Origin of the sequence: Azospirillum sp. BE72, from assembly GCF_031455875.1 — a bacterium.
In the GTDB taxonomy this organism is placed as follows: domain Bacteria; phylum Pseudomonadota; class Alphaproteobacteria; order Azospirillales; family Azospirillaceae; genus Azospirillum.
This window is the reverse complement of the sequence record NZ_JAVDTO010000005.1, coordinates 141,180-168,112: the sequence shown is the minus strand read 5'-3', so window position 1 is coordinate 168,112 and position 26,933 is coordinate 141,180. Positions and strand designations below refer to the sequence as shown.

General features: G+C 65.8%; 14 protein-coding genes and 2 pseudogenes. 11 read left to right on the top strand and 5 right to left on the bottom strand.

All coding sequences use genetic code 11. The features are described from left to right. The first annotated feature begins 409 nt into the window (after positions 1–409). Entirely contained in the window at positions 410–5,515 is a 5,106-nt protein-coding gene (locus J2Y49_RS17050; protein WP_310116052.1) for a hypothetical protein, read from the top strand. Between the two features lie 22 nt (positions 5,516–5,537). On the opposite strand, the gene J2Y49_RS17045 is transcribed toward J2Y49_RS17050, so the two are convergent. Genes J2Y49_RS17045 through J2Y49_RS17035 form a run of 3 tightly spaced genes read right to left on the bottom strand, consistent with a single transcriptional unit; the run spans position 5,538 to position 11,210 of the window. Continuing rightward, positions 5,538–8,516, bottom strand: a complete 2,979-nt coding sequence (locus J2Y49_RS17045; protein ID WP_310116051.1) for an AAA family ATPase — start codon at positions 8,514–8,516, stop codon at positions 5,538–5,540. Continuing rightward, positions 8,513–9,274 (bottom strand): ABC-three component system middle component 1, encoded by a 762-nt coding sequence (locus J2Y49_RS17040; protein WP_310116050.1) that lies wholly within the window; start codon positions 9,272–9,274, stop codon positions 8,513–8,515. Before J2Y49_RS17040 ends, J2Y49_RS17045 begins: the two co-directional genes overlap by 4 nt. Further along, positions 9,261–11,210, bottom strand: coding sequence for an ABC-three component system protein (locus J2Y49_RS17035; RefSeq protein WP_310116049.1), 1,950 nt, complete (start codon positions 11,208–11,210; stop codon positions 9,261–9,263). Before J2Y49_RS17035 ends, J2Y49_RS17040 begins: the two co-directional genes overlap by 14 nt. A 457-nt stretch (positions 11,211–11,667) precedes the next feature. Between J2Y49_RS17035 and J2Y49_RS17030 the strand changes: the two genes are divergently transcribed. From J2Y49_RS17030 to J2Y49_RS17015, 4 genes are all read left to right on the top strand, one after another. Further along, complete coding sequence (locus tag J2Y49_RS17030; protein ID WP_310116048.1) at positions 11,668–13,629, top strand: 5'-methylthioadenosine/S-adenosylhomocysteine nucleosidase; 1,962 nt, start codon at positions 11,668–11,670, stop codon at positions 13,627–13,629. Continuing rightward, positions 13,626–16,046: a tetratricopeptide repeat protein gene (locus J2Y49_RS17025; protein WP_310116047.1), complete on the top strand. Its 2,421-nt coding sequence runs from the start codon at positions 13,626–13,628 to the stop codon at positions 16,044–16,046. Before J2Y49_RS17030 ends, J2Y49_RS17025 begins: the two co-directional genes overlap by 4 nt. Positions 16,047–16,206: 160 nt before the next feature. Continuing rightward, positions 16,207–16,743, top strand: a complete 537-nt coding sequence (locus tag J2Y49_RS17020; RefSeq protein WP_310116046.1) for a hypothetical protein — start codon at positions 16,207–16,209, stop codon at positions 16,741–16,743. Between the two features lie 796 nt (positions 16,744–17,539). Continuing rightward, positions 17,540–18,025: a DUF6538 domain-containing protein gene (locus tag J2Y49_RS17015; RefSeq protein WP_310116117.1), complete on the top strand. Its 486-nt coding sequence runs from the start codon at positions 17,540–17,542 to the stop codon at positions 18,023–18,025. On the opposite strand, the pseudogene J2Y49_RS17010 reads toward J2Y49_RS17015, so the two are convergent. After that, a pseudogene (locus J2Y49_RS17010) lies at positions 17,925–18,221 on the bottom strand (integrase core domain-containing protein); the annotation flags it as partial. The gene J2Y49_RS17015 and the pseudogene J2Y49_RS17010 overlap by 101 nt on opposite strands. A 12-nt stretch (positions 18,222–18,233) precedes the next feature. Here J2Y49_RS17010 and J2Y49_RS17005 point away from each other — a divergent pair. The 6 genes and pseudogenes from J2Y49_RS17005 to J2Y49_RS16980 form a co-directional block, all read left to right on the top strand. Continuing rightward, positions 18,234–18,485: pseudogene (locus tag J2Y49_RS17005) on the top strand (IS3 family transposase); the annotation flags it as partial. Positions 18,486–19,218: 733 nt separating this feature from the next. After that, positions 19,219–19,932: a hypothetical protein gene (locus J2Y49_RS17000; protein WP_310116045.1), complete on the top strand. Its 714-nt coding sequence runs from the start codon at positions 19,219–19,221 to the stop codon at positions 19,930–19,932. Positions 19,933–19,960: 28 nt separating this feature from the next. Beyond that, entirely contained in the window at positions 19,961–20,818 is an 858-nt protein-coding gene (locus tag J2Y49_RS16995; RefSeq protein WP_310116044.1) for a response regulator transcription factor, read from the top strand. Continuing rightward, positions 20,799–22,406, top strand: coding sequence for a HAMP domain-containing sensor histidine kinase (locus J2Y49_RS16990; RefSeq protein ID WP_310116043.1), 1,608 nt, complete (start codon positions 20,799–20,801; stop codon positions 22,404–22,406). The genes J2Y49_RS16995 and J2Y49_RS16990 overlap by 20 nt, the downstream gene beginning before the upstream one ends. 136 nt (positions 22,407–22,542) lie before the next feature. Then, positions 22,543–23,037 (top strand): winged helix-turn-helix transcriptional regulator, encoded by a 495-nt coding sequence (locus J2Y49_RS16985; RefSeq protein WP_310116042.1) that lies wholly within the window; start codon positions 22,543–22,545, stop codon positions 23,035–23,037. A 275-nt stretch (positions 23,038–23,312) separates the two neighbouring features. Continuing rightward, positions 23,313–26,279, top strand: a complete 2,967-nt coding sequence (locus tag J2Y49_RS16980; protein WP_310116041.1) for a methyl-accepting chemotaxis protein — start codon at positions 23,313–23,315, stop codon at positions 26,277–26,279. A gap of 15 nt (positions 26,280–26,294) precedes the next feature. Here J2Y49_RS16980 and J2Y49_RS16975 read toward each other — a convergent pair whose 3' ends face one another. Continuing rightward, the gene (locus J2Y49_RS16975) at positions 26,295–26,858 is read right to left on the bottom strand and encodes a TetR/AcrR family transcriptional regulator (RefSeq protein ID WP_310116040.1); all 564 of its coding nucleotides are present in this window, start codon (positions 26,856–26,858) and stop codon (positions 26,295–26,297) included. Between the last annotated feature and the right edge of the window lie 75 nt (positions 26,859–26,933).

Genomic DNA, 26,933 nt, shown 5'->3' with positions numbered 1-26,933 from the left:
AGGGTGGGGCACAGCCGGTGGCTACGCCTTTCCCTATGCGGTCGCCGTTGCGCCCAATGGGGCGACGCACTGTTTGACCTCGTCTTCGGTCCAGAGATGGCAATGGCGGAGCAGTGGCTGATCTCAGGTAAGCGAGCAGGAAGCCGATTGCCGCGCCCGCTTGCTGCGCCTGTGCTGAACGCTTATCGTTCAGGCGATCGATGATCGAGCTTTGGGTACTGAAACGGACGATGATGCAGGGGATGAAAGAGCGGGGAAGGCAACAGTGGGTATGGACTGTCGGCGGTCATGAAGGCTGCCGATGTCGTTTGCCTGTGCCTTCAGTGGGATCGTGCCGTCTGATATGACATTCCGGCCGCTCCAAGAGGTGCGCACCCGCGCAGGACGGGGAGGCGCCAGAACCGCTCTGGTGCTGACTGCGTTGTCGGTGGAGATCAGGGCCGTCCTCGCGCACCTGACAGATCGCGAGAGCGTTCGCGGCGATCTCGGCATACACTACGAATGCGGGCGCTTTCGGGGGCCGTCCGACGAGTGGTACGTCATCGTGGCCCAGACCGCGGCTGGAACCCATACCGCCGGCACAATCGCGCAGGGGGGTCTGCAAGACTTCAGGGACGTTGACGTCGTACTGTTCATTGGTGTCGCGGCGTCGCTCAAGCCGGAATTATCTATCGGATCGGTCGTGGCATCGAGTCAGATCTACAACGTTCACGCGGGCAAGCAGGCGCAGGAGCACCTCGAACGCCCGGCCAGCCTCGCGGTCGACTTCGAACTCTGCCAGATTGCCCGGCATGTGGAAAGAAACGGCGCTTGGCTCGCCCGCATCATACCACCCGCCGGCATTTCCCTGTCCTTGGAGCAGCGATCCCGCTGCCCGATCCCGCCGCGCGCCGAGGTCGCGGCGATCGCCACCGGCGAGAAGGTCCTAGCGGACGGGCAATGCGATCTCGTCATGAACATGCGCCGCCAATACAACAACGCGGTCGCGTATGAGATGGAGGGATACGGCGTCCTCTTCGCGGTGAGCCATTTCGCGAAAACGCCGTGCATTGTGGTCCGCGGGATCTCCGATTTGATGGATGGGAAGACCCCGGAAGCGGATGCGCTGTTCCAACCCATTGCTGCGGCGCACGCGGCGGCGTTCTCGTTTGAAGTTCTGTTGGTGATCTCCAGGTCCGGCGCCCTAGCTAGCCCCCAGTCGCCTGAGGTGCCCGCCACGTGGGAGCGTGGCGCAGCCAGAGATGCGCGCCGCGCCTCGCTGGTGCTGTCCATCAATGGCGACCCCGCCGCCCTCGATCGGGCGCGCCTTGATGCCATCGTCGATGTGTTGCACTCCCTGACCGGCGACCGGACGATCACCTTGACGGCGGTGGAAGCCGGGTCGGTGAACCTCGTGCTCAACGCGGCATGGGAAACACAGACATACCTGATGGACGGCGACGTGCGGAAGCATCTCGCCGCCAAGGCGGGGATCACGATCCGGACGATCCTTCCGGAGAGCGTCTTCCGCGCCACTGCGGAGTTGAAGTACGCCTTCCGGTCGGCGTCGGAGGATCTGCGCCGCTGGGAGCGCACGCTGCCCGGCGGGACCTGGATGGAGCGGCAGGAACTTGCGGGTCTGCTCGACACCGTCCGTTCCGAACCGTCGTCCACCTTCATCCTGCTGGGGGAGCCGGGGTCCGGAAAATCGGCGCTGCTGTCCAAGGCGGTCGAATGCCTGGATGAGGCGCGGGTGCCCGTGCTCGCCGTGAAGGCCGACCTCCTCCCTGCTGACCTGAGCCGCGACAGCGACCTCGCCGCCCACCTGCGCTTGCCGGTGGATGCCGCGACGGCCTTGCGGAACGTCGCTCGGAGCGAGCCAGTCGTCCTGGTCATCGACCAGCTCGACGCGCTGGCGGGTTACCTCGACTTGCGGACTGGACGCCTGAACGTTCTGCTCAATCTGGTCCGGGACCTTTCGGGAACTCCCAATGTTCATATCCTGCTGTCCAGCCGGCTGTTCGAGTTCCGGCATGACGTCCGTCTGCGCTCCATTGCCGCCGATGAGGTCGGGCTCACCCTGCCACCCTGGCACACCGTCGCCGCGACGCTCCGCGAGCGTGGGATCGAGTCTGAGAATTGGCCGGACGTGCGCAAGGACCTCCTCCGTTCACCTCAAGCGTTGCGGATCTTTCTGACGCTGCTCACCGGCACCCAGGAGGATCGCATTGAGTCCGGCTATCGCGGTATGCTCGGCCAGCTGTGGCGCGACCGGCTGCAGCGGACCTCCGAAGGACAGCGCAGTGCCCGGCTTGCCACCGAACTCGCGCTTGCTATGGCCGAAGAGGAGACCCTGTGGCTGCCGCGGATGCGGTATGACGAGAGGGAAGATCTCCTCACCTGTCTCGAAAGCAGTGGTCTCATCATCGCCACACCGGATGGCCTGCGTATTGGCTTCAGCCATCAGACCGTCTTCGAGCACGCGCTGGCCCGCACCTTCGCCAAGGATCCGGACGGCCTCGCGAACTACATACGGGAGAGAAAAGGGTCGCTGTTCGTGCGGCCGCACCTGTGGGCCGGGCTGGGCTACCTGCGTGACGGCGACCCGGCGGGATATGGGCGGGTGCTGGCCGATATCTGGAACGCGCCGGACCTGCGGCGCCACCTGCGCCACCTCTTGGTCGAATTCATGGCCGGGCAGCGGGAGCCGATCGATGTCGAAGCTTGCCTGCTGATCCCCGCGCTGAAGGAGCCCGTTCTGGCGGCTGTCGCCTTCCGCACCGCCGCCGGCAGCGCAGGCTGGTTCGACCGCCTGAAGCACTTCGCCCTGCCTGAGGCCATGGAGGACGAAGCGCGTGCGCATGCGACGGTGCCCCTGCTGTCCGAGGCGTGGGGCATCGAGGCCGACGCGGTAGACGCCCTGCTTCGCGAGGCATGGCTTCCTCACGCCGAAAAGCGCTGGCTCGTCTGGCTGGTGCTGGACGGATGCCGACACTGGACAGATGCGACCGTGGATCTTGCCACGGCCGTCTTGCGCGGAACGACGATCGCCCCAGCTCTTGTCAGTCGTCTGGCGGCTACCATCGGTGTGGAGCAGCCGGACATGGCGCTCCGCATCGTCCGGGCCGCGCTGGATCGCGCCATGGAAGACGCAGATGCCGAAACGCGGCAGGCGGTGCGTACGCCGCCTAACGAAGCCACAGACATCGCGAGCCAGATTGCTTGGGAACTCGAGAATAACCCGCAAGGCCCTTACAAAAAAATCCTGAATAATTATGGGGACTGGGATGATCTCGCTGAACTCGCCCGCATCGCACCTCTCCAATTTCTGATCAACCTCTGGCCCTGGTACCTGCGGCTGTTCCGGTGCCTGGAGGACAGGAAGCCGGTCAATCGACGCGGCTTCGTGCACGGCCGATACGAGTTGGACCATCTTGTTGGCGAGGACGGATCGAGATCGCCTCCGCCTCTGATCGACGCGGTCGCCACGGCGGTGAGGACAGCCGCCACAGAACAACCGGAGGCGTTCCGCATCTGGGCTTTTGGAACCAAGAGCGTCGAGATGCCGACCGTGCAGCGGCTGATCGCTGTCGGCTTCCTAGCTGACTCGGAACGCTACGCTGGAGACATTCTCCGCTTCCTGCTCGACGATCCGCGACGGCTGATGCTGGGCACGACGTCCGACCGGTTTTCCGAGAGCAAGCGCCTGATCGCCGCGTCGGTTCCGCACCTTCCGGACGAGTCGGTGCTGCAGCTGGAACGGGCGGTGCTCAGTTTCGAGTCCTTCGACCGCCATACCAGGGATTGGGACGACCGACGAAAGCGCCGACGGTGGATCCGTGAAGATCGGCTCCGTCTGCTTCGCGCCTTCCCGGCCGAGCGCCTATCGCAGCGTGTGCGCCAGCGCGTGCCGGAAGAGGAACGCGCGCTTGGCAGCCCGCCGGATTGGGACATCGGCCCGGTTGAGGGCGGCTATATCGGCAGTCCGATGAGCGCCGAGGCCATGGTCAAGGCCAAGGATGAGGACATCCTGAACGCGCTTGCCGAACTGGACGACGCCACCGGCTGGGATCATCCGCGGGACTGGATGAAGGGCGGAAGCATCCCCCTCTCGAGGGCGTTCGCCGAGTTCGCGCGCGCGGCCCCTGAACGGGCGTTCCGGCTGATGCGTCAGATGCAGCCCGGACGTCAGGAGCGGCCGGCGGCGTACGCGATCGAAGCCATGGCGGGCGACGACGGCGATCCCGATACGCTCCTCGATGTCATCCGCGAACTCGACCAGAAGGGGTTCGGCGCGGGCGGCCCGGCGAAGGACGAATACCGGCATTCCATCGCCATCGCGGTTACCCGGTTGGCCGGGCGCCAAGCTTCAGTACCGGATGACATCGTCGCGCTCTTCCTGGGATGGCTGGCGCCTCCGGAACCGCGGGCGGAAGCGGAAGCCGGCGCCTACAGCGTCAAGCCGGGGAGTGCAAAGGACGAGGCCCGCAGCATTCTCTGGGACACTGGCAGCATCCATGCCGTGGCAGGTGGAAATTATTCCGTGCTTGCCGCGATCAGGGACGTGCTGCTGTCCCGCACGCCGAAGGAGGCGGACCGCTGGCTCGAGGTGCTGCACGACCACCTGTCCCGTCCGGAGGATGACGCGGTCTGGAAGGAACTGCTGCGTAGCTTCCCGCAACTCGTCCATGCCGATCACGATCGGGCGGCTGCGTTCCTCGACGATTGCTTCGCCCGCTATCCGGACCTCCTGTGGAGCACCGCCGGCGTGCAGTTCCTGGCGCGGGCGCGGTCATGGGTCGGCGAGGCCCGTCTGCGAGCATGGCTGGAGGCTATCCGCGGCACTAAGCACCGGCGTGCGCAGCAGTCCTACGGCGAACTGGTCGGTCTCATTCATGTTGCCGATGGCAAACCGGCATGGTCCGCGGAAGCCGTGGACTCCGTCCTAGGACGCGAAGGAAACGGAGCGATACGGAAGGGCCTCGCGCATTCCGCCGCGCACCTGTTTCCGACACGTGCGCACCGGGACGCTGCGGCAGGCGTGCTGGTGCGGCTCTTGAAAGACGCGGACGAACCGACAGCGGCGGCCGTGCGCGACGTCTTCCGGTTGGTCGATGCGCTTCAGCCGGATGGTCCGACAATCCGTCTGCTATCCGCGCTGGCCAACGAGCCCCAGCGGCTTGGAGACGAGGGAGACGAGTTCTTCATCCAAGCTCTGGCGAGCCTGCTGCCGAACGAAGCGGATCTCGTGGCCCGGCTCGCCCGGCTGGGTGCGGAGCGTTGGGCTGGCCCTCTGGCCGACATCCGTACGTCCATGGCGGCGACTGCACCCGAACTGGTCGACGTCGCTTTGACACTGCACCGCCTCGGTGGTCCCCTGAGGCAGAGAGGCCTGGAGTTGTTCGAAACAATGCTCGATCTCGGCGCCTATGGATCGCGTGACGCGCTGGCGGAGATTGACCGCCGACCGCAGGCGGGATCGCATGCTCCTCGTCCCCGTCTGCGCCGTCGGCGCCGGTCCCATCGTCACGTGTGAGCGGCGAGCGCTGGCCTTTCCGTCAGACCTCCCGCTCTATCGAATAGGACACGCCATCCCTCCCGATGGCGTCCAGACGGCACATGGTGAACTCGATCCCGGCGTTGCGGCATTTCCGTTCGATGAAGCGCGCCTCCTCGATGTCGTGCGTCGACATGATGACCTGATAGCGTTCAGCCTGGATCAGAGGGCGTAGCACGTCGAGAACGGCAGCCTTGTGCACCAGATCGTTGTGCTGCAACGGATCGTCGAGAAGAAGGGCGCGCCAGCGCGACCAGCGGTGGGACGTGCTTGCCGCTAGCAGGAAGCTCAGCGCCTTGACTCCGGCTTGCCCCTCACTCAGCCGCAGATCGGCGGCATCTCCATCGATCAGAGCGTCGAGATGCGAACTCCCACCCTTGCGCCGATGTCCCAAGCCGATGCGCCGGTCGGGGAAGGACGAGCAGGCAAGGTCGAACGCGTTCACGCGTGCTTCGAGGGGCCGGATGATCGCTTCGTAATAGGTCTTTTCCTCGTTCTTGATCACTCGTTCAACGTCATCGGCGAGCCCCCGGGCCCGATTCCATGCCGTCACCTTGGCCTGGGCCTCCAGGACGCGATTCTCCAACAATGCCAGACAAGCTTCGACGTCCCGAGCCTTCATCTCCCTGACGATCACGTCGATCTCTTCGCGCAAGCGCCTGCGCCGCTCGTCGGCAAGCCAGCGTTCGTATCCGCGCCGCAAGGCAGCGCTATGTTCGTCGGACGCGCGAACGCTCTCCTCGGCGGCTGCGGCATTCACACGGACCTGGATTAGAGTGGTGTGCGACGGCTCGCCAGGCAACCCAGCGGCATGCCAGGCCGCCAGCGTCTCCTTCTGCGCCACCACAAGCGAAGCTTGGCGAACCTTCAATTCCGCCAGCTTCTTCTCTAGCCACGCATCGAGCGCCTGCCCGCCCACCCCCTCTTTTAGGTCAGGTTCGAGAAGCTGCCACGCAGCTGCGGACTCCCTAGACGCCTCGAACAGAGCCTGCTCGGCTTCCGCCAGGGCCGTTTCGACAGTCTGCGGATCGATGTCGGGAATGTTCGGAACAGCCAAGCGCGCGGCGGTGTGGGTCTGCTCGCGCTCGGCAGTGAGCCGGTTCCGATCCATTTCCGCCGCCTCAATTGCGGCAGCTGCCTGCGCGACGGCAGCAGCAGCGCGAGTCCGGCGGTCCTGCAACGTATCCTCCGGGTCGAGATCGCGGCGTTCCTGGCGGCTGCGTGCGATATTAGCCTCAGCCGCCGCAACCCGTTGGGCCAGCCACTCGGCCAAGCCCTCCAAAGGCCGGCCGGACACCCGCGAGTCGTACCGGAGCGCGTTAGCTCGTTCTGTGGCGTCATTTGCCCGGCGTTCGAAGGCGGTTGCCAGCACCTGAGCGGCAGTGAGCAGCGGTGCGTGTTCGGTGAGCGCGACGAAGCAGTCCTGGAGTCTGCGGCGCGCATCCTGCACCCGCTCCGCGGCTGCCGCCAGGCTAGGATCCTGCCGGCTTAGCGCGTCACGGGCACGCGCGATGAGCTCACCGGTTCCGTGCTTCGTCAGGCACAGCGGGCACTCGTGGTCTTCGTCGTGCAGCGTTTTGATCAGCGCGCCGAGGTGCGCCGCCTTTTCCTCCACCTGCCGGGCCGCCGATGCATGGACCGCCTCCGCTTCCGCCAGATCACGCTCCACTTCGTTGTGCGCCTCCGTCAACGCTTTGTGTCGATCCTTCAGGGCCGCGAGAGCCGCTTCCGCAGCGGCGCGCGCCGGAACCTCCTCGGCCACGACCTCCAGGGCGGCGCTCACCTCGGCTTCCGTCCCGGCCAGCGCACGCCAGCCGTTCAGAATTGCTTCGTCGCTCCGGATCGCCTCATCAAGCTTGGTCGCCTTGAAGTTCAGTTTTTCCAGCTCCGCCTGTCCGCCCAGCACCTCATCTCTGGCCCGAATGCAGTTCTCCAATTGCGCGGAGGCGGTTGCGGCCGCCGCGTCCAAGTCCGGCAGTCGCGCCAAGTGGGCTCGGCACTCCTTCAACCCGTTGCTCCGTCGGCCCGCTTGGGCAACCCGACCGAAGGCGGCGAGCGATTCGGAGGCCTGCTGGATGGAGCGTTCGAGGCGCGCAAGGAGCGTTGCCCGATCCTGCCAGGCATCCGGCAGCGTCGCCACCCCGGCAAGCCTCGCTTGCCGCGACGCCTCGTTCGCCCGCACCCGCTCGATTGCCGCGGCGAGCGCTTCCAACACATTGGCCGCGTCGTCCGGCACCGCCACTTCCGTCCCCGTGGCTTTCCGAAGCCGTTCCGCCAGCCTGCGCCCCTCCGCCAGGATCCTGTCCGGAGGATAGGCGGCGTCAGCGCTGAGCAGGGCGTCCAGCATGCGGGCCTCGCGTAGGAGGTTGTCCAGACGCGTGCGAGTCTCCGCGAGGGCATTCCGATCCTGCTCGACTCGGCTGACGCCGTTCGTGAGGAGTGTCTTCGTGCTTTTCCCCAGACGCTCGACCATGCGGCCGATGCTGGCGGCGCCAGTCAAGTCCTTCAGATCCTCCCAGCGTTCGTCCGGGCTGCGGGAGGTAAGGCGGAGCGTCGGCGACTGGCTGAGGAAATGCGTGAAACCGAGATAGGCCGACAGGTCGAGGATAGGGAAGGGCCAACGCTCGTCAGCAAGCCAAGCCCTGACTTCGGCCACCGAAGGCCGCGACTCTGAGCCGCGCATAAAGGGTGGCCGATGGCCGAAGGTCAGGGAAACGCTGTGGCTGCCGGGTGCGACACCCTCGGCCTTGCGCGTCAGGGCCGCCTCGATGTCTTTGTCGGCATGCCGCGCCTTGAAACGGCGGATGCTGCCGGTCAACGCCCATTCGATCCCTTCCATGAGCGTCGTCTTGCCCAGACCGTTGGGGCCGACGGCCACAAGGACGCTTGGCCCAGGCTCCACCGGAATGATGCTCTGGGGGCCGAAGCTGCGGAAGTCACTGAGCACAACTTCACGCAGGAATATCTGATCGCCGTTCATGGCGCGGGCTCCAGCGCAGTGACGAGCGCCTCAATGAGGTCCGGACGGGCGGCTGGATCGGATAGGACCCCGATCCAGCGCGTGGTTTCCTCTGCGCTGAGCCCCGTCTCGCCAAGCCGAACGCGGAGCCGCCCCATCAGGTCCAGGTCTTGCGGTGCGGAAATCTCACTGGCCCCGCCGCCGGGCAACTTCTGATCATTGCCGCCATTGGCGGGTAGAGGCAGCCAGGGGCACGCCAGGAAAGTGCGCCTGATGATGCTCTCAATTGACGTGTTCAGCCGGGCGGAGTCCGACGGCGGCAACCAGACAAGCTTGCGGCAGACGCGCTCATCGCGCTCGACGCTGCTCCTCAGGTCCCGCCACTCGTCCGCCTCGTCCCCGTCCTGCGGTGGTCCGACCAGGATCAGGAGCAGATCGTCCCCCTGACGGCCGAGCCACGACCAACCGATGATCATCTGGTTGAGGTATTGACGGAGCACCGTCTGCACCGCGCGCAGATTGGGCGTGGGGCCGAGCGAGCCCAGGAGCACCCGGTGATGGCCAATGGCCAGGGAAATCGCCTGCTCCGGAAGGTCGGCCTCGGACACCAATGGTCCTTCCACGCGCCCGGCGCCTATGGCCGCATCCACCCAGAGACATCTTTTCGCCATCTCCGGGACGTCGCGGGTCACGTCCAGCGGTGGGAGATCGGGCCGCTTTTGCCGGATCGCTTCGGCACGGGCGATCAGAGCCTCGGCCAGGGCATCAAGATGGTTCATGGACAAGCTGTTTCGTAGGGGCGGGAGGGGAGACGGTGAGCAGATATTTCGCCTGCTCGTCACGCAGGTCGTGCAGCACGGTCCGCAGATGGCTTTCGACATCATGAATGCCGCCTGCGAGCGCTTGAGCGAAGGCTTCGTCGAACGTCAGGGTGATCGGGCGCGCCAAGCTGCTGTCCGTCAGCCGTCCGCTCGGCGCCACCCGTCCGATCAGCTGCTGCCGCAGCTGTGTGAGCTGCCGCGAACTCCGCAGACCGCCGAGCATGACGATGCGACATTGCCAGGGTAGGTGCGTCAGCGTGTCGATCCAATGCTCGATCGGTTTGCCCTTGACCCGCTGCGCGCCGGAGCTGTGGCCGCGCAGGGTCGGCGAGGCAAGATTTCCGGGCGCCGCGCCATGCGGCTTGAGAGGCCCGTCGCCCGTCGGGTGCATGATGGCATCGCCGCATTCCGCGACGGCCAGTGCAAGAATGGTAGCGGGCACCATGCAGTCGCGGACCGTCTGTTGTCCGATGCCGATCCCGGCTTGGGGGTGGCCACCCGCATCGTGTACGGCCGCCAGCATTTCGAAGAAGTGGCGGCGCGTCTGCGTGTTCATCCCGTCTTTCCAAGCTTCCCAGACGGTGCGGAGGCGTGCTGCCAGGGCTGGATCGACTTCGACGAAGCACCCGTGCAGGGGCTCGCGCCCGTCGAGGACTCCCTGGACACCCTCGTCCAGCCACCTCATCGTGCAGGCGTCGAGCACCAGCTCGATGCGCTGGGCGAGGTCGTCCGCCGTCAGCGGCTCTCCAGAACCCGCGGCTGGCAGCGTTGTCGGTGGCCGTAGCCGGCGGAAAACCGCTTGGTCCCTGCAGGAGGGCAGCATTTCCTTCAGGCACCGGCGGTAGTCAGTCAGCCAGTCACTGCAGTCCAGGATCTCGACGTCGAACGCGTCCTCCGGCGCGTGGCAGAGAAGCCGCAACAGCGCGTGGCGCAACGCGGGCGAGCAGCCGTGGGGCACGCCAATGCGCATGACGGAGATGGAAGAAGGACGGCTCCAAAGCCGCCCGGCCTCGGTCAGCGGCACCGCACCGCTCCATACGAACCGCCCGGGTCCGACTTCGCCGATCTGGACGGCCGGCGGAGGCGAGACCGGGGAAACCTTGGGGCGCACGCCGAGGGACGTCATCCGTGCGAGGATCTCGAAGGCGACGGCGGCGGCGCTGTCGGCGGCGATGTCCTGGCTGCCGCGGGCGTCGGTGGCCGCCTTGTCGTCGAGCAGGTCGGAGATGCCGCGTACGACCAAGCCGCGGACCTCCTCGTTGTGGTTGACGGCGTCGAGGAAGCCGTAGCCTTCCATCTCCACGGCGATGGCGTCGTTGTAGTGCTCGCGCAGGAAGCGGCACAGCTCCGACTTCGCCGAGGCCACCAGCTTCTCGCCAGCGGCGACACGGCCGAGAAAGATCTCTGGTTTGCCCTCAATCCGCCGAACCTTAAGACGCGCCCTCCACGCTGCATCATGGGCGAGGCCGCCTGCCAACGATGAGAGCGTCGTGCTGCTGTGCAGCTCGTGGGGCCTGACGAGGAAGCGGTTCTCTTCGACCTTGCCGGACTCATACCGATAAACGCCGCTCGCGATGACCACGTCACCGATGCTCACGTCCTTGACGCCCCCGGCGATGCCGACGAAGAGGGCGACCTCGGGCTCGAATTCGGTGATGGCACGCTCGGTAACCAGGGCGGCCGTGCTATTGCCGGCGCCTGTCTCGCCGACGGCGACGCTCCAGTCATCGGCTCCGCAGGAGAGGCGCCCGACATGGAAGAGGCTGCCGCGCCGCATGACCTGCTGCGGATTTGCCAGGTGCCGCAGCACCGCCATCGTCTCCACCTGGACGGCGGTTAGGACGACGGCGTTGCGTGTCGGGACCGCCGACGCGCCGGCTGCTGAGTCATGCATCGCCGGCCGCCGTGCGAACGGTGCGGACAGTCGCCGTGTAAGCGATCGGCAGCGGCCGGAAGCCGCGGCCGGACGGACGTCCGGTGTTCCAGCCCAGCTGGCAGAACAGGTCGCCGGCCGACGTCCGGCAGTTCGCACTTGCTCGGGTGTGCCAGGGATTGTTGACGTTCAAGACGAGCCAAGTCCGGGTCATTGTCGGCAGCGGCATGGAGTGCAGAGAAGAGGGCGCACGATATCAAAGACATACGAATTAGGCGAGAGGGCTCTTGCGCAGGTAATCGTTGCGCAGACATCCGCCGCGTGTGCCGACGGCTGGAGAAGCTGACGACACCTATATGTGTTCCCAGCTGAATGTCTGTATGAAAATTCAGATAGGCCGCCACGAACAGATCAACCCGTCATTGCCACGGAGAAAAGTCGCATGTAGTCTTCCGGCCCGCATCACCGGAGCAGAGCTATGCGCACCGCTATCATCATGACCGCCATACCCGTGGAGACCAGCCATGTGCTGCAGCATCTTCAGGGTCTGCGGCGGGAGATGCGGCGGGGCAGCCTATTTCATATCGGACAGTTCTCGGGCCAGACGGGCAACTGGAACGTCGTTGTCGGCGAGATGGGGGCGGGGAATGCCATGGCCGCCCTGCTCACCGAACGCACGATCGCCGAGTTCAAGCCGGATATCGCCCTTTTCGTCGGCATCGCCGGCGGCATGAAGGACGTCCGCATCGGCGACGTGGTCGTCGCCAGCAGTGTCTATGGGTACGAATCCGGAAAGATTGAATCCACCCGATTCCTGGTTCGTCCACGCGAACTGCGCAGCAGCACGAGCCTGATGTCCCTCGCGCGCGGTTTGCCGTATCGCAACGACTGGGTGGCCCGGCTGCGCTACCGGCTTCCCGGAGACAATCGCAAGCTTGTTTTCGGCCGTGTCGCCGCTGGCGAGAAGCTGGTGGCCTCGGCGAAGTCGGAGCTGTGCCGCTTCCTGCGCGAGCACTACAACGACGCCATCGCCGTGGAGATGGAAGGCTACGGCTTCCTCGACGCCGTCAACCACAACGAGGAGGTCCGCGGCTTGGTCGTACGCGGCATCTCCGACCTGCTCGACGACAAGGCGGCCACCGACGCCCGCGGCAGCCAGGACATCGCCGCCGACAGCGCCGCCGCCGTCGCCTTCGAGATCCTGTCCATGCTTCCGGACCCGATGATGGGGACAATGCTGGTAGGTTCCGGACCGGGTCCGGAGGGAGTCGTCCTTTCTGCAACCGTGTCTGCCCATACGGGCGCTTCGGCGTCCTTCTCCGTGCAGGACGGCGCGGCCAAGGAGACGCCGCTTGCTCCGTTCTGCACCATTCCGCAGCGGGAATGGCTGCCCGACCGCTCGCCGCCCGGCGCGCTTCTGCGCGCGGATTACGGAGTCGTTCCGTTCCACGGCCGCGAGCTGGAACAGCTGGATCTGGTAAAATGGTGCGAGGAAGACACGTCGGCGGTTGCCGTGCGGCTTTATACAGGAGCCGGTGGCATGGGCAAGACACGCCTGTTTATCGAACTCTGCCATCGTATGCGCAAGGACGGTTGGCGTGTCGGGTTCGTTGATCCCGACCAAGCGCCGGGCAGGCCAGACGGCTGGACAGGCAATCTGCCGGACGGCAGCGGCGACCGGATGTTCATTGTCGTCGATTACGCCGAGACACGTCCAGAGATCGTCGAAAGCCTGCTAGCCAGGGCCTCGGGACAGGAGGCGGGCCGCCTGCGCATCATCCTGCTGGCGCGCGCCATCGGCGACTGGTGGGAGTTGATGAAGGCACGCAGCCGCGGCGTCGGCGACCTATTGAGCGGACCTGCGACGCGCTGGCACCAGCTGCGACCGCTGACCCTTTCCGATGACGAGCGGCGGCATTCTTACCATCTGGCCCGGCAGGAATTTGCGGGGAAGCTGCACCGGCCCGAGCCGCAGGACGACGAGTTCGACATCGGGCTCACGCTGTTCGACCGAGTGCTTCTTCTGCATATGAGGGCGCTGGCCTCGATCGAAGGGATCCGGGTCCAGGGTGAGGACGGCGTCCTCAACTACGTATTGCAGCAGGAGAAGCACTATTGGGAGGAGCGTGCCCGCGCCCGTGGACTGCCCCCTACGCTTCTCGACGGCATCAGCCAAGCCATGGCAGTGCTGACGCTGGGCGGCGGGGCTCGAACGGCTGACGAGGCTCGGGCTATCCTTGCCAAAGTACCCTTGCTGGCCGATCAGCCGCAGCACATCCTCAACGAAGTGTCAAAGCTACTGCGCGATGCCTACCCCGGTGAGCGGTGGATTGAGCCGCTGCTTCCCGATCTCCTGGGTGAGCACCTCGTGGAGGCCGAACTCGACCGCAACGCTGACGCGCTGTTCGATCTTGTCTTCGGCACCCGGGATTTGCCATGATGGCGGATCCGTTGCCGACCCCATCCATCGTGGTGTTGACCCGTTCCTTCGAACTGCTGGGTCGCTTGGCCGCACGGGATCCACAATTGGTGCCCCGCCTGGAGCAGGCAGTGGACCGGAGTTGGCCGGAGTCCGCATCCGACGTCATGAATGCCGCGGCTCTGGTAGGCCCTCCGGTCAGCCGTATTCTGGTGGAGCTGCTGGAAAGGCGCTCTGCCCCTGCTCTGGGCTCCCAGCTCTACTCGCTGCTGCCGGAGCGGACAGTCGCCATGGCTGACGTCGCCGAGGCGGTGACCCGGCTCCATCTTCAAGACGTCTGGCGGACCGATGCGGTCGAGGCCCGTATGCTGGCTGTCACCGAGGCCCTGGATAAAGCGAAATCACACCACGAACAGGGACTGTCCACACAAGCTCGGAACCGCTACGGGGAAGCGCTTCGGCTCCTGACGCCACTGGCAGACCAGAAACCCGAGCTTTTCGGCGCGGTGCTCCGCGCCGTGGACAGCCGTATGGTGCGGTTGCCTTTGAGCGGGGCGCCAGATGACATGCAGCATGTCGAGGGACGTGCTTTGGCCGCTAGGTTCAGCGACATGCCGGCGGCATCGGGGCTGGCGCAGATTTCGGCCCGGTTCGTTCGGGAACTGCTACTGATGCGAAAGCTGGACCAGGCACTTGGCCACTGCGAGGCAGCATGCCGGCTTTTCTGCACGCTATCTATCCTCGACCCTAACCACTTCCGTGCCGACCACGCGCTGCTGCTGAACGTCCTCTCGCGCTGTCAAAGCCAGATGGGTCATACCAGCGAAGCCTTGAACTCGGCGCATTCCTATCTTGAGCTGTGCTCCGCACAAAACGGGGGCTCGAGCGTCTATGACGTCCATGGGATCGTTGCGCTCCACAATCTCTCGCTGCGTCTGGCCGCACTCGGCAGGGAACGCGAGGCGTGCGCAACGGCGACCGACGCCGTGCTGCGGATCAGGCTCGTCAGCGGGACCGACGACCCTCCCTCTCCCGAACGCGCGGCGGTGCACGCCAACGTCGGCGTCCGCCTGACTGTCAAAGGCGACTGGGCTGACGCCGAGCACCATCTGAAGCGCGCTATTGCCGAGTACCGCGCCTTGGCGGGCCAGCGTCCCGACGCCCATGAGCCGGATCTCGCGGTGGTACTCGCCGACACCGCCACGCTCTACATTCGCCTAGAGGCGCGCAGTCAGGCTCTTAACGCAGCCAAGGAAGCCGTCGACATTCTTGACCGGCTGGGCGCCGAATACCCCCTGCGTTTCGGAGAGGATCTCGGGCGGGCGCTCATCCAGCACGCGGCGGCCTTGGCTCTGACCGGAGAGGACAAGGATGCCCTGACAGCCGCGAGGCGAGCGGTGGAGTGCTTTGAGCGGCTGGGTTCTGCCGGAGCGTCCCCGGCCCGCGCCGGCCTTGCGGCCGCTCTGCGGACCATGGCGGCCATGCTGGACCGCAATGGTGAGGTGGTGACGGCCGCCGCCGCGGCTGACCGAGCCGTCAACATCTGCCGCGAACTCGCCAATAGGGTGGGCGCGGCGCATGCATTGGGTTTGGCGCAGTCGCTGGTTACACGGGCGTCGTTGCGGGGCATCTTCGATCCGACGTGGAATCCGGATCATGATCTTCGGGAAGCCATCGCGCTCTTGAGATCTGAACGAAAGGATGGGCAGCGAGAGGTTCGGCCGGAACTGGTGCATGCGATGGTACTCCGCGCCCAAGTCTGCCGAACCTGCGGACAGGCAAAGAAGGCGCGGCGCTTGGCCGGATACGCCGCCGCCTTGGTCGCCTCGCTGACCAAGTGCAACACGAAGGCATTTCCTGATCGGCAGGCGGCGGTATCAGGTCTGCAGGCAGCGTTGGCATTCGATGTAGGCGACCTGTCCGTGACCAAGGAGTTCGCGGGACGTGCCCTGGATCTGCGCGGTGCCGTCGGAATGGATTACCCGGCGGCGGTCGCGGACGACGTCGCCTCCATTCATGAACTCCTGACATTGGCCGCGCTCCGCACCGACGATCTTCAAGAAGCGCAGAAGGCGGCTGAATGTGCGTTCGACCACCGGCAGAAGCGGATGGAGCAGGTACCGACCGCACAACGGGAGTGCGCGCTGGCACGCAGCGGCATGCTGCTGGCGGAAACGTACCGGCGCACTGGGCTACTGGCCAATGCGCTGGTGCTTGCCCAGGATGCCGTCGACCGGCTTCGCACTGTCAGTCGGGACAACCTAGTTTATCGGAAGGATCTCGCCGCAGGGCTTCTCACCCAGTCCCGCGTTCAGCATGCCGGCGGGCGCTTCTACGATGCTTTGATGCTGGCGGGAGAGGCGGCCCTGATGGGAGCGGGCGCGGTGCGGAGGTCCGTTCAGGGCAATGGTCCAAGTCAGTGCGGATCGCGGGATTAGTAGGTAAGCGCGCTCAAGTCTTTGAGCGTAAGTGGCGCGCAATCAGGTCACACTCTCAAACCGCCGACCAGGATGGCGTCATCGTTTAAGAGCGCCAATGATTGCACGGCAGTCCTGGAGAAGCATAGATCAAGCATAGAACTACCAAAGAGGACGAACCATGACCGAGAAAAAGTCAGAAATCGGGGCGGTCTCGCACCGCGAGGATTCGGCAGGGCCGACCACATCGGCGCAGTGCCTGCAGCCAACAGACAAGGGGCTGGATCATGCATGGCGTTATTTTGCTCTGCACGCCCAGCAACGGATTTCAGTATTTAATTTCTTTGTTGTGTTGTCGGGCATTATATCAGCAGGTATCGGCGCCGGCCTTCAGGGAGGAAAACCGATGGCGCCGGTCGTCGCAATGCTCGGCGGCTTGCTCATGCTGTTCTCCTTCCTCTTTTTCAAGTTGGATCAACGCGGATCTGAACTCGTTAAGATAGCGGAAAATGCACTAGCATCGGGAGAAACCGCATGCATGCCGAATTTTGCCCGTGTCATCTTGGATGAGGCGCAACGCGGCCGAGCCGGTTCACAGGGGAATGACACTAAACTTGTGACATGGACGTTCGGCCGCTCGTTCAGGCTAATCTTCAGGATTATGGGGGCAGTGGGGGCAGTCGCAAGTGTTATTTCAATCTACCGCTGGATAAGCTAATAATATTTTTGTAGAAAGAGCATTGTGGTTGATGCGGAGTGGAATGTTACTGTTTGCTGAACAGGGGCGTTGCTGGCGAGAGGCGGTCTGGTACATCTGCGAGAGTTTTCACGACTGTCTGCGCCAGTCTCTATGGGCATCGCTATTCGTTCCGCAAGCATCTCACAACGTCGAGAGACGCATTTTGCAATGTGAATGCCTCCGTTGACGAGGTGCTGGTCGAACGGATGACGATGGCTGCAGACGGCACATGGACGACGCGCTCCGGGCCCAAACTGCCATTGACGGGCGTTATAGATGGCGGCGCAGGCAACGTCTTGGTCCCCAGGCCAGGGTAATCGCTTGAACCGCATCACTATACTGTCAAGCGGCACCTCATCCGCCGGCCACGATCCGAAACGCACAAGAACCCAAACCCCTAATCGTCATCCCCGCGAAGGCGGGGATCGATGCGTTCCAAAGCGGCATGCCATGGGAGTTATGGATCCCTGCCTTCGCGGGGGTGACGGAAAAGTGTTGTTCGGCAAAGGCACGGCAAGGCGCAAACCAAGGCAGGAGCTATCAAGCGATTGCCCTGCTGCCCAAGCTGGTGCCCCTTCCCTGGTGCCCATCGATCACCTATAATCAGGAGGATCGCGGCGGAACCGGCTTCCTGAGCGGTCGTGACGAGGCGGCGGGACGCTAGTTTAGAATCCTAGTCCCCCAACCAACCTTTTCCAAGCGGCCAGCACTCTCAGGAACTTAAGGGCGGCGCGCACCCTGCAACGCCGGGCGTGTGCGAAACTGACTCGCAACGCTGTCGCACATCGCGCACCCCCGGCCAGCCCGGAGTGACCGAGCGTGGCGAAGATGGCCCACCTCTCTGCGTTCCGGAATCTGGTATTGGCGGCGACGCTGCCCGCGTGCTCTTCCCTGCGGCGATCATCGGACGACATACGAGATGTCGCTCAAGACGGGCGACCGGCGCACGGCCATTCGACGAGGGCTTGCGCTTGATCTCGCGTTGGAAGAGGTCATGATCATGGATGCGCCGCCGTCCGGTCTCACGATCCGCACGCTGCTGGTTAACCTGCGCAACGAGCTGGTGCTTGAGGGCGAGATGGAGCGCGCGTCGCGCCCGACGGCGCCCAGCGCGGCCTTTGTGAACCGCGCCGGATTTCCTGGAGGCCGGATTGGTTGCGTCACGCTGCCGTGGCGACGTCTTCGGTTTGGGCAAAATTGCGCGCTTCGGCCACTGCGGGAGGAATGTTGCCGATGGGGTCGAGCAGGCGTCGATGGTTGAACCAGTCGACCCGCTCCAGGGTGGCGAACTCGACAGCCTCCAGGGTGCGCCATGGCCCGCGGCGCCGGATCACCTCGGTCATGTAGAGACCGTTGATCGTCTCGGCCAACGCGTTATCGTGGGAATCGCCAGCGCTGCCCACGGAGGGCTCGACCCCGGCTTCGGTGAGACGCTCGGTGTAGCGAATCGCGACGTATGCCTACCGGGTTATCGCGACCTGTTGCAGGCGGCCGGGATGCGGCAGTCCATGTCGCGCAAGGGCTGCTGCTACGACAATGCTCCCATGGAGAGCTTCTTCCACACTCTCAAGGTCGAGTTGGTCCATCGGACTCGGTTCGAAACCCGCGACCAAGCGCGCCGGGAGGTGTTCGCCTATGTCGAGACCGACTACAATCGTCAACGCGCCCACTCGGCCATCGGATACATCACCCCCGAACAGGCCGAGCCAAGATCTGCGTGAACCCGTGTCCACCGAACCGGGGCAAGATCAAAGTCCAACTCCCCAAATCGGCCGGATAATGGAAGCACTAAATTGTACGTAATGCAAACTTGACTGCGCCGTCAGTCCGGCGCATGATGGCGACCGTGATGGATGGTGCCGAAAATGCATTGTTCCCACGACGCCGACCGGCTTGACGGCCGGCCGGAACCACGGCTGGAGTTCCAGAGGCAACGCCCTGCGGCCGCTGTCTTGCGCGCCGCCACATGACCTGTTGCCCGTCCGGCTGAGCGGCGGCGGAGCCATACCCGGGTGGCTCCGCCGCCGATTGTTTTTTGGGCTTTGGCCCACGACGGCCTCATTCCCGTCCGATCCCGGCCATCTTCCTGCCTCATTCCTGTCACGTCCTGTCGCCCTCCGCCTGTACCCCACAAAGCGGTCGACGTAGAATGGACTTGACCCAATTGCGTACCACTTTTGAGCAAAACACGGGGAGATCCCCCGACGCATTCGCTCGAAATTCAAACGAAAATTCGCAAAATATTGGTAGGTTTTCGCAAAATGGGGGTATGTGCTGTGGCTTTAACGCGCCATTAACCAGGATGGACTGAGTTTAGGGTCATCAGACGCGGTCAACCCCAACTCAGACGCGAAGTAAACTTTGCGGTCAGATGGAAACGGCCGGTTCCGTGTTAATGCCGCTATAGCCGACCATCTCGTGTTTGTCCCTCCAGTGTTTGAAAGGCTCGCCCCCATGACCGTGCCGGCAGTCCTCCGCGATGTGGCGCAGTTCGGCGCCTACGCCGCCGGCCGGGGCCGACATGCGGGCCTGCTGGTCGCGGTCCTGCTGCTGGCCGGCTGCCCGGCCAACACGGTCGGGCCGGGATGGGGCGGACCTGATATGTCGGCCGCCAACCCGAACGCCCGTCCGGCTTCCCCGCCGGTGCCCAGGCAGAAGCCGGTCCGCAAGATTGCCGACGCCGCATCGCTGGCGCCGACCCTGCCGATGCCGCAGCCGGGCCCGCCGGTGACGAACGGCGACGTGGCGGCGGCCAGCACCGACGCCAACGCCGCCGCCACCCAATTGGCGGCCATTGACCCCCGGACGGCGAACGCCTCGGCCATGCCGGCCGTGGGGCCGGCCGTGGGGCTGACGCCCACCCCTCCCGCAACCACCAACGCCGACCCCGACAGTCTTGTCGGGCTGGACGAAGTCCAGACTCTCAACCTCCTGGGGTCCCCTGTTGCAAGGGAAGAGGCGCCTCCCGCCAAGATCTGGCGGTATTCCAAGGGTGACTGCACCCTCAAGGTCTTCTTCTTCATGGATATGACCTCGTCCCAGGACTTCCGCGCCCTCTCCTACGATATGAAGAGCAGCCAAAATGTCCCTGACGCCGACCACCGATGCTTCGCCCAACTCCTCGCTCACGCTGACGCAGGGCGCCCTGTCCGCCCCGGGATTCAGTAAGGCGGAGTCGAACAAGGGAATGTCCGCAATGACCGAACCGACCATTGCCCGCATCGCTCTGGTGGACGACGACGATCTGTTCCGTGAGTCGCTCAGCCTCAACCTCGGCGACGAGGGATACGAGGTCATCACCTTCGACCGCGGCGAGCCGGCGCTCGATTTCTTCGCCGCCGACGGATCGGTCGACATCGTCCTGCTGGACTGGCGCATGCCCAAGCTTGACGGCATCGACGTCCTGCGCCAGATGCGCGCCCGCGGCATCGCCACCCCGGTGATCTTCCTGACGGTCCTGTCCGACCAGATTTATGAAGAGGCGGCGCTGGCCGGCGGCGCGCTGGACTTCGTGGAGAAGTCGCGCAGCCTGTCGATCCTGCTGAAGCGCATGCGCCTGATCCTGGACGGCACCAAGGGAGATGCGGTCAAGGGTGCCGAGGAGGCGGAGGCCGGCGGCAACGCCACCATGCATCGCCTGGGCGAGCTGGAGCTGCGCCTGGACAACAGCCGCGCCTTTTGGAAGGGCAAGCGCATCGACCTGACGCTGACCGAGTTCAACATCGTCAAGCTGATGTCGACCCGTCCGGAAGAGGACGTGTCCTACCGCGAGATCTACGACCTCGTCCACGGCAAGGGCTTCGTCGCCGGCTATGGCCCGTCGGGCTACCGCGCCAACGTCCGCGCCTTCATCAAGCGCATCCGCCAGAAGTTCCGCTCGGTCGATGCCAACTTCGCCTGCATCGAGAACTATCCGGGCTTCGGCTATCGCTGGGGCAAGGGCGAGAACCCGGCCCAGGGCGGCGACGAGGACGGCGTGGACAATGCCCCGGGCAACGGCACGCGCAATGGTATGAGCGAGGACATGCTGATCAATGGCGCTGCTGCCGAGTGACCTCGCGATGCGGGCGCCCAGACAAGCGTCCGCCCGCCTGCTTTGGCTGTGGCGTTCGATGGCGAGCCGCCTGGTGCTGCTCACCGTCGTCTTCGTCGCCGTGCCGGTTCTGCTCTACGACCAGTTCCAGCGCGCCGACGAGGCCTCGCAGCAGCTCCTGCTGAAAAGCGCCCAGCGCCAGGGCGAGCTGATCGCCCGCGCGCTGGAACCGGAACTTCTGGGCGTCGACCGCACGGCGCTGCCCAGCCTCAGCAGCGCGCTGGCCCGCTACGGCGACGACCGCACGCGGCTGAAGCTGCTGGTGCGTCCGCGCGTGGCGGCCACCGGGGCCGCGGCGCTCAGGACCGGACCGGAACCCTTCTTCTATGTCGCGGCGGCGCCCAGCCTGTCGACCGCCGACATCGATGCCGAACGGCGCCTGCTGCTCGAACAGGGCGTGCTGGACCGGCTGGGGTCGAGCTGTGCCGGCAACTCCACGCTGGCGATGCGCGTTCCCCATGCCGAGGGCGGCGAGGAGGTGCTGTCCTCCATCACCCCGATCAAGACCAGCTTCGGCTGCTGGGCGCTGGTGACCAGCCATGCGACCGAAGCCTACATCTCCTCCTCCATCGGCCGTCCCTATTGGAGCACGCCGGCGGTTCAGGCCGCCGCGGCGATCTATCTGGCGATGGCGGCCCTGGTGCTGGCCGTGCTTGCCGGCGTCTGGCGCAACCTGAACCGTTTCGGCGATCTTGCCCGCCGCATCGTCGGCGGCGAGGATACCCCCGACCATGAGGGCCGCAGCGCCTCCTTCGCCGCGCGCAACACCGTGCCGGAACTGGCCGGGGTGGCGGAGGATTTCGACCGTCTCGTTTCCACGCTGCGCGACAGCGCCCAATCGCTGCGCCGTGCGGCGGAGGACAACGCCCACGCCTTCAAGACGCCGATCGCCGTCATCCGCCAGTCGGTGGAGCCGCTGCGCCGCGCCCTGCCGGCGGAGAACGCCCGCAGCCAGCGCGCGCTGACGATGATCGAGAAGTCGCTGGACAAGCTGGACGGGCTGGTGTCCTTCGCCCGCCGCATGGACGAGGCGGCGGCCGACCTGCTGGCCCCTTCGCGCCGCCGCGTCGACCTGTCGTCACTGGTGGAGCGGATGGCCGGCGGTTATACCGGTCTGCTGGCCGAACAGCGCCTGCACATGCGCTCGCGCATCGATGCCGGGCTGGTGGTCCGGGCCAGCGAGGAGACGCTGGAGACCATCGTCGAGAATCTGGTGGAGAACGCCGTCAGCTTCTCGCCGGCCGACTCCGCTGTCAGCGTCCGCCTGACCCGCAACGGCCGCTGGGCCGAGCTGGTGGTGGACGACGAAGGACCGGGCGTCGATCCGGCCAACCTGGAACGCATCTTCGAGCGTTACTTCTCCCACCGCGAACCCGGCCGCGGCATGCCGGAAGACGAATCGGCGGCCCATCAGGCCGGGGCCGCGCATTTCGGCATCGGCTTGTGGATCGTCCGCCGCAACATCGAGGCCTTCGGCGGCCGCGTCAGCGCCCAGAACCGCCCGACCGGCGGGCTGCGCATGACGGTGATGCTGCCGCTGGCGGCGTGACGGCGTCCGCCCGTCACCGGCAAACAGGCTTCGGAGTGGCGCGGTCGGCGCCGTTCCTGCTATGGTCGGTTCCGGGGTCGCCCCGTTCTTTGCCCGAAGATCGGGGCAGCCTGCCGAACAGCATTCCGAGCCGCCGATGGACCGCAGCCTCGATCCCACCGATATCAAGATCCTGCGTGAACTGCAGGAGGATGGACGTCTCAGCAATGTCGAACTGGCCCGCCGCATCAACCTGAGCCCGGCCGCCTGCCTGGAGCGGGTGAAGCGGCTGCAGGCGGACGGCATCATCCAGCGCTATGTCGCGCTGCTCGACCCGCACCGGCTGGAAGCGGGGATGCTGGTCTTCGTGGAGGTGGTGCTGGACCGCACGACGCCCGACAATTTCGACGACTTCAAGGCCACCGTGCTGCGCATGCCGCAGATCATGGAATGCCACATGGTCGCCGGCGGCTTCGACTATCTGGTCAAGGCGCGGGTGCGCGACATGAACGAATACCGCCTGTTCCTGGGCGAACTGCTGTCCACCGCGCGCGGCGTGCGGGAAACCCACACCTATGCGGTGATGGAAGAGGTCAAGAGCGTCACCGCCATTCCGCTGGACGGCTTGTCCGAAGGCTCGTTGCGCGGCTAAACAATTAGACTGTATAGCTTTTTTCAGTTTGCACCGCGCGCCGCGCCCGCCATTCTTTTCCGGACGCATTTTGCGACAAGTTCGGCGGGCGGAGATCGCCTTTCCGTTGTATTCCGTCGCGCAGATTGTTCAGCTGCTGTCGATTTATCGCGGCATGCCGCTTGCAGCGCAACGTCCGGTTCGGGGGTGCGACCGATGCGGTCGTCCGGCGCTACTGTTTTCGCCTCCACGCCCGACCGCTTTCTGCAAGACTCTGGCTGGAGCGGAACCGCGTCATGCGCGTCAACACCCCGATCACCGACCGTGAGGTCCATCTGACCGAAGGCGTCCCCCTGGTGTCGCGTACCGACACCGGCGGGCGGATCACCTTCGTGAACCAGGCTTTCGTCGAGATCAGCGGTTTCGACGAACATGAGTTGATCGGCGCTCCGCACAACCTCGTCCGTCATCCCCACATGCCCAAGGAAGCCTTCGCCGACCTGTGGGCGACCGTGAAGTCGGGACGGCCCTGGGAAGGGCTGGTGAAGAACCGGACCAAGTCCGGCGACTTCTACTGGGTGCGCGCCAACGTCACCCCGGTGATCGAGAACGGCGCCGTCACCGGCTATATCTCCATCCGCTCCAAACCATCGCGCGACGAGGTCGCGGCAGCCGATGCCCTGTATGCGGCCATGCGCGACGGGCGGGCGGCGGTGGCGCTGGAACAGGGCGCGCTCGTTCGCCGCAGCCGCGCGGGCCGGGCCGCCGCCATGGCGTGGTCCAGCCTGTCCGGGCGTCTGGCCGGGGTGATGGTGCTGCTGATCCTGGCGATGCTGCTGGCCGGCTGGCTCGGCCTGGACGGCATGGAGGCCTCCAACCGGTCGCTTCGTACGGTGTATGAGGATCGGACCGTTCCCGCCTATCAGATCGGCGAGATCCAGAATCTCGCCCGCGACAGCCGGCAGCGCCTGACCGATCTCGCCGCGGATCTTCAGGCGGGCAAAGGAGCCGGCGACTTCGGTGCCGTCGAAGCGGAGGTTTCCGGCAACACCGCAGCCATGCAGCGGCTGCTGAGCGCCTATCTCGCCACCTACCTGACGCCTGAGGAGGCGGTTCTTGCCGACCGGTTCAAGCCGCTGGTCGGCTCCTATCTCCAGTCCGGCATCGGTCCGGCCCTGGCCCTGGCGCGGGAGAAGAACGGAGCCGCGCTGGACGCCCATCTGCGCGGCTCCGTCCGCCCCGCCTTCGCCGAGCTGCGCCGGGTGTCGGACGCGCTGCTGGAACTCCAGATCCGGGTGGCGCGGGAGGAGTTCGACAAGGCCGAAGCCGACCACGGGCGGCGCATCGCCGTGGTCGACGCGGCGGTTCTGCTGAGCTGCCTGCTGGCCGCCCTGTTCGGCTGGCTGATCCTGCGCACGGTGCGCCGTCCGCTGTCGGTCCTGGAACAGACGTTCGAGCGCATCGCCCGCGGCGCTCTCACCGATCCGATGACGCCGATCACCGTGCCGGAATTCGCCCGCGTGGCGTCCGAACTGAACGCGATGAAGGCGAAGCTGGCCTATGCCGCCCACGAGAAGCACGAGACCGAACTGCGGCAGAAGGCGCTGACCCGCCAAGCCCTGCTGGAGACCTGCAAGTCGATCGAGAGCGATTTGGATTCCACCTGGATCGGGGTGGAGCTGACCAGCAACCGCGCCGGCGACGGCATCCAGCATCTGATGCAGGCCCTGGGCGTGGTGCGGGAGAACACGATGGTGGTGTCGGCGGCCTCGGAGCAGGCCAGCGCCAATGCCCAGTCGGTCGCCGCCGCGACGGAGGAGCTGAACAGTGCCGGGCACGAGATCGCGCGGCAGGCGGCCCGGTCCAGCGAGGTGGCCCGGCGGGCGGTGGACAGCGCCCGCGGTTCAGCCTCCGCCATCGGCCAGATGGAGGTGGCGACGGAAGAGATCGCCAAGGTCGCCAACCTGATCAACGAGATCGCCGGCCAGACAAACCTGCTGGCACTGAATGCCACCATCGAGGCCGCCAGGGCAGGGGAGGCCGGCAAGGGCTTCGCCGTCGTCGCCAGCGAGGTCAAGGCGCTCGCCAACCAGACGGCGCGGGCGACGGAGGACATCGCCCGCCAGATCGACCAGCTGAAGCAGGCGGTCGGCGGCAGCGTCACGGCGATCCAGACCGTCATTTCCGTGATCGAGGAGATCGACGAGGCCGCCGCCGCCACCGCCGCCGCGGTGGAGGAGCAATCCGCCGCCAATGGGGAGATCGGGCGCAGCGCCACCAACTCGGCCGGCGGGGCATCGCAGGTGTCGGTCAGCGTCCTGCATATCCGCGATCAGGCCGATGGGATCACCGGCATCGCCACCGACGTCAGCCGCCGGATGGCCGATACCCAGACCGCCGTCGCCGATCTGAAGCGCCGGCTGGTCATCGCGCTCCGCCAGTCGGTTGCCGGCGACCGCCGCATGTCCGACCGGATCCCCTGCGAAGAGCCCGTCACGCTGGTCCTGGCCGGCGATCGCCGCAACGCCACCATGCTTGACCTGTCGCTCGAGGGGATGCTGGTGGAGGGCACGGGGCTTCCCCCGCTTGCCGAGCAGATGCGGCTGACCGTAACGTTGCGCGATGTCGGCGACCTGCCGGCTGTCGTCGCCGGGATCAGCGACCTCGGCCTGCATCTGGCCTTCGACGAGCTGTCCGATGGTCAGGCGGACCGTCTGGGCCGGGCCTATCGCGCGATGGTGGAGGCCGATTCCGACGTCATCCGCACCGCGCAGGACACCGCCGCGGCCCTGTCCAAGGCTCTGGAAGGCGCTCTTTCCAGCGGCAGCATCGGTGAGGAGGCGCTGTTCTCCACCGACCTCTCCCCGATTGCCGGCAGCGACCCGGAACAGGCGCTGGCCCCCTTCACCGAGTTGACCGACCGCCTGTTCCCAGCGATCCAGGAGCCGGTCCTGGCCTCCAACCCCCGCTTCCAGTTCTGCGTGGCGGCCAACAGCGTCGGTTATGTGCCGACCCACAACAGCCGCTATTCCGAACCGCAGCGGCTGGGCGACCCCGCCTGGAACACCGCCAACTGCCGCAACCGCCGCGTCTTCGCCGACCGGTCGGGCCTTGCCGCCGCGCGCAACGCCCGGCCGTTCCTGCTGCAGGCCTATCGCCGCGACATGGGCGGCGGCCGGATGGTGCGCCTGAAGGAGGTCGATGCGCCGATCGTCGTGCGCGGCCGCCACTGGGGCAATGTGCGGCTGGCCTATACGCCCTGAGGTGCCCCTGAGGCGCTAGACCTGTGCCTCCGGCACCAGCACGTCGGCACAGATCGCCCGCACCACCTCGGCGCGGTCGGCCGCGGCGCCGGGGGCGAGCAGCCCCTGGCCGAAGGCGAAGGCGTAGAACAGGTAGGCGCGGGCGAAGGCCTGGTCGGGGGGGAGGCCGAGCGCCACGAACAGGCCGGCGACGCTGTGAAGGCGCTCGCGGTCGACCTCGGCGATGACGCTTTCCGCCTCGGGATCGCGCCGCGCCCAGTCGCGCACCGCCAGCTCTATCGCCATGCCCCGCGGCTTGCTGCCGCCATAGAGCGCCAGCAGGTCGCGCAGCTGGTGCGCCGGTTCGCGCCCGTCCAGCCGGGTCTGTTCCTTGATGGCGGCGATGCGGCCCAGCTTCCAGCTGTCGAGCAGGGCGTTCATCAGGTCGGTGCGGTCGCGGAAATGCCAATAGAAGCTGCCCTTGGTGACCTTCAGGGCCTTCGCCAGCACCTCCACCCGCACCTTGTCGACGCCGCCTTCGGCCAGCGCCGCGAAGGCGGCGGCCAGCCAGGATTCGCGGTTCTTCGTCTTGGATTCCATACCCGTCCTTCGCGCTCCCCCGGCGTCCGCCGCCGCATTCCGCCGCAGCGTTCTCAAGGGCGATCTATACCCGAA

Coding starts and splice junctions, on each gene's coding strand:
- J2Y49_RS17045 (WP_310116051.1), bottom strand. CDS start 8,516: ATGAACGGCGATCAGATATTCCTGCGTGAAGTTGTGCTCAGTGACTTC.
- J2Y49_RS17040 (WP_310116050.1), bottom strand. CDS start 9,274: ATGAACCATCTTGATGCCCTGGCCGAGGCTCTGATCGCCCGTGCCGAA.
- J2Y49_RS17035 (WP_310116049.1), bottom strand. CDS start 11,210: ATGCATGACTCAGCAGCCGGCGCGTCGGCGGTCCCGACACGCAACGCC.
- J2Y49_RS17030 (WP_310116048.1), top strand. CDS start 11,668: ATGCGCACCGCTATCATCATGACCGCCATACCCGTGGAGACCAGCCAT.
- J2Y49_RS17025 (WP_310116047.1), top strand. CDS start 13,626: ATGATGGCGGATCCGTTGCCGACCCCATCCATCGTGGTGTTGACCCGT.
- J2Y49_RS17020 (WP_310116046.1), top strand. CDS start 16,207: ATGACCGAGAAAAAGTCAGAAATCGGGGCGGTCTCGCACCGCGAGGAT.
- J2Y49_RS17000 (WP_310116045.1), top strand. CDS start 19,219: ATGACCGTGCCGGCAGTCCTCCGCGATGTGGCGCAGTTCGGCGCCTAC.
- J2Y49_RS16995 (WP_310116044.1), top strand. CDS start 19,961: ATGACCGAACCGACCATTGCCCGCATCGCTCTGGTGGACGACGACGAT.
- J2Y49_RS16990 (WP_310116043.1), top strand. CDS start 20,799: ATGGCGCTGCTGCCGAGTGACCTCGCGATGCGGGCGCCCAGACAAGCG.
- J2Y49_RS16985 (WP_310116042.1), top strand. CDS start 22,543: ATGGACCGCAGCCTCGATCCCACCGATATCAAGATCCTGCGTGAACTG.
- J2Y49_RS16980 (WP_310116041.1), top strand. CDS start 23,313: ATGCGCGTCAACACCCCGATCACCGACCGTGAGGTCCATCTGACCGAA.
- J2Y49_RS16975 (WP_310116040.1), bottom strand. CDS start 26,858: ATGGAATCCAAGACGAAGAACCGCGAATCCTGGCTGGCCGCCGCCTTC.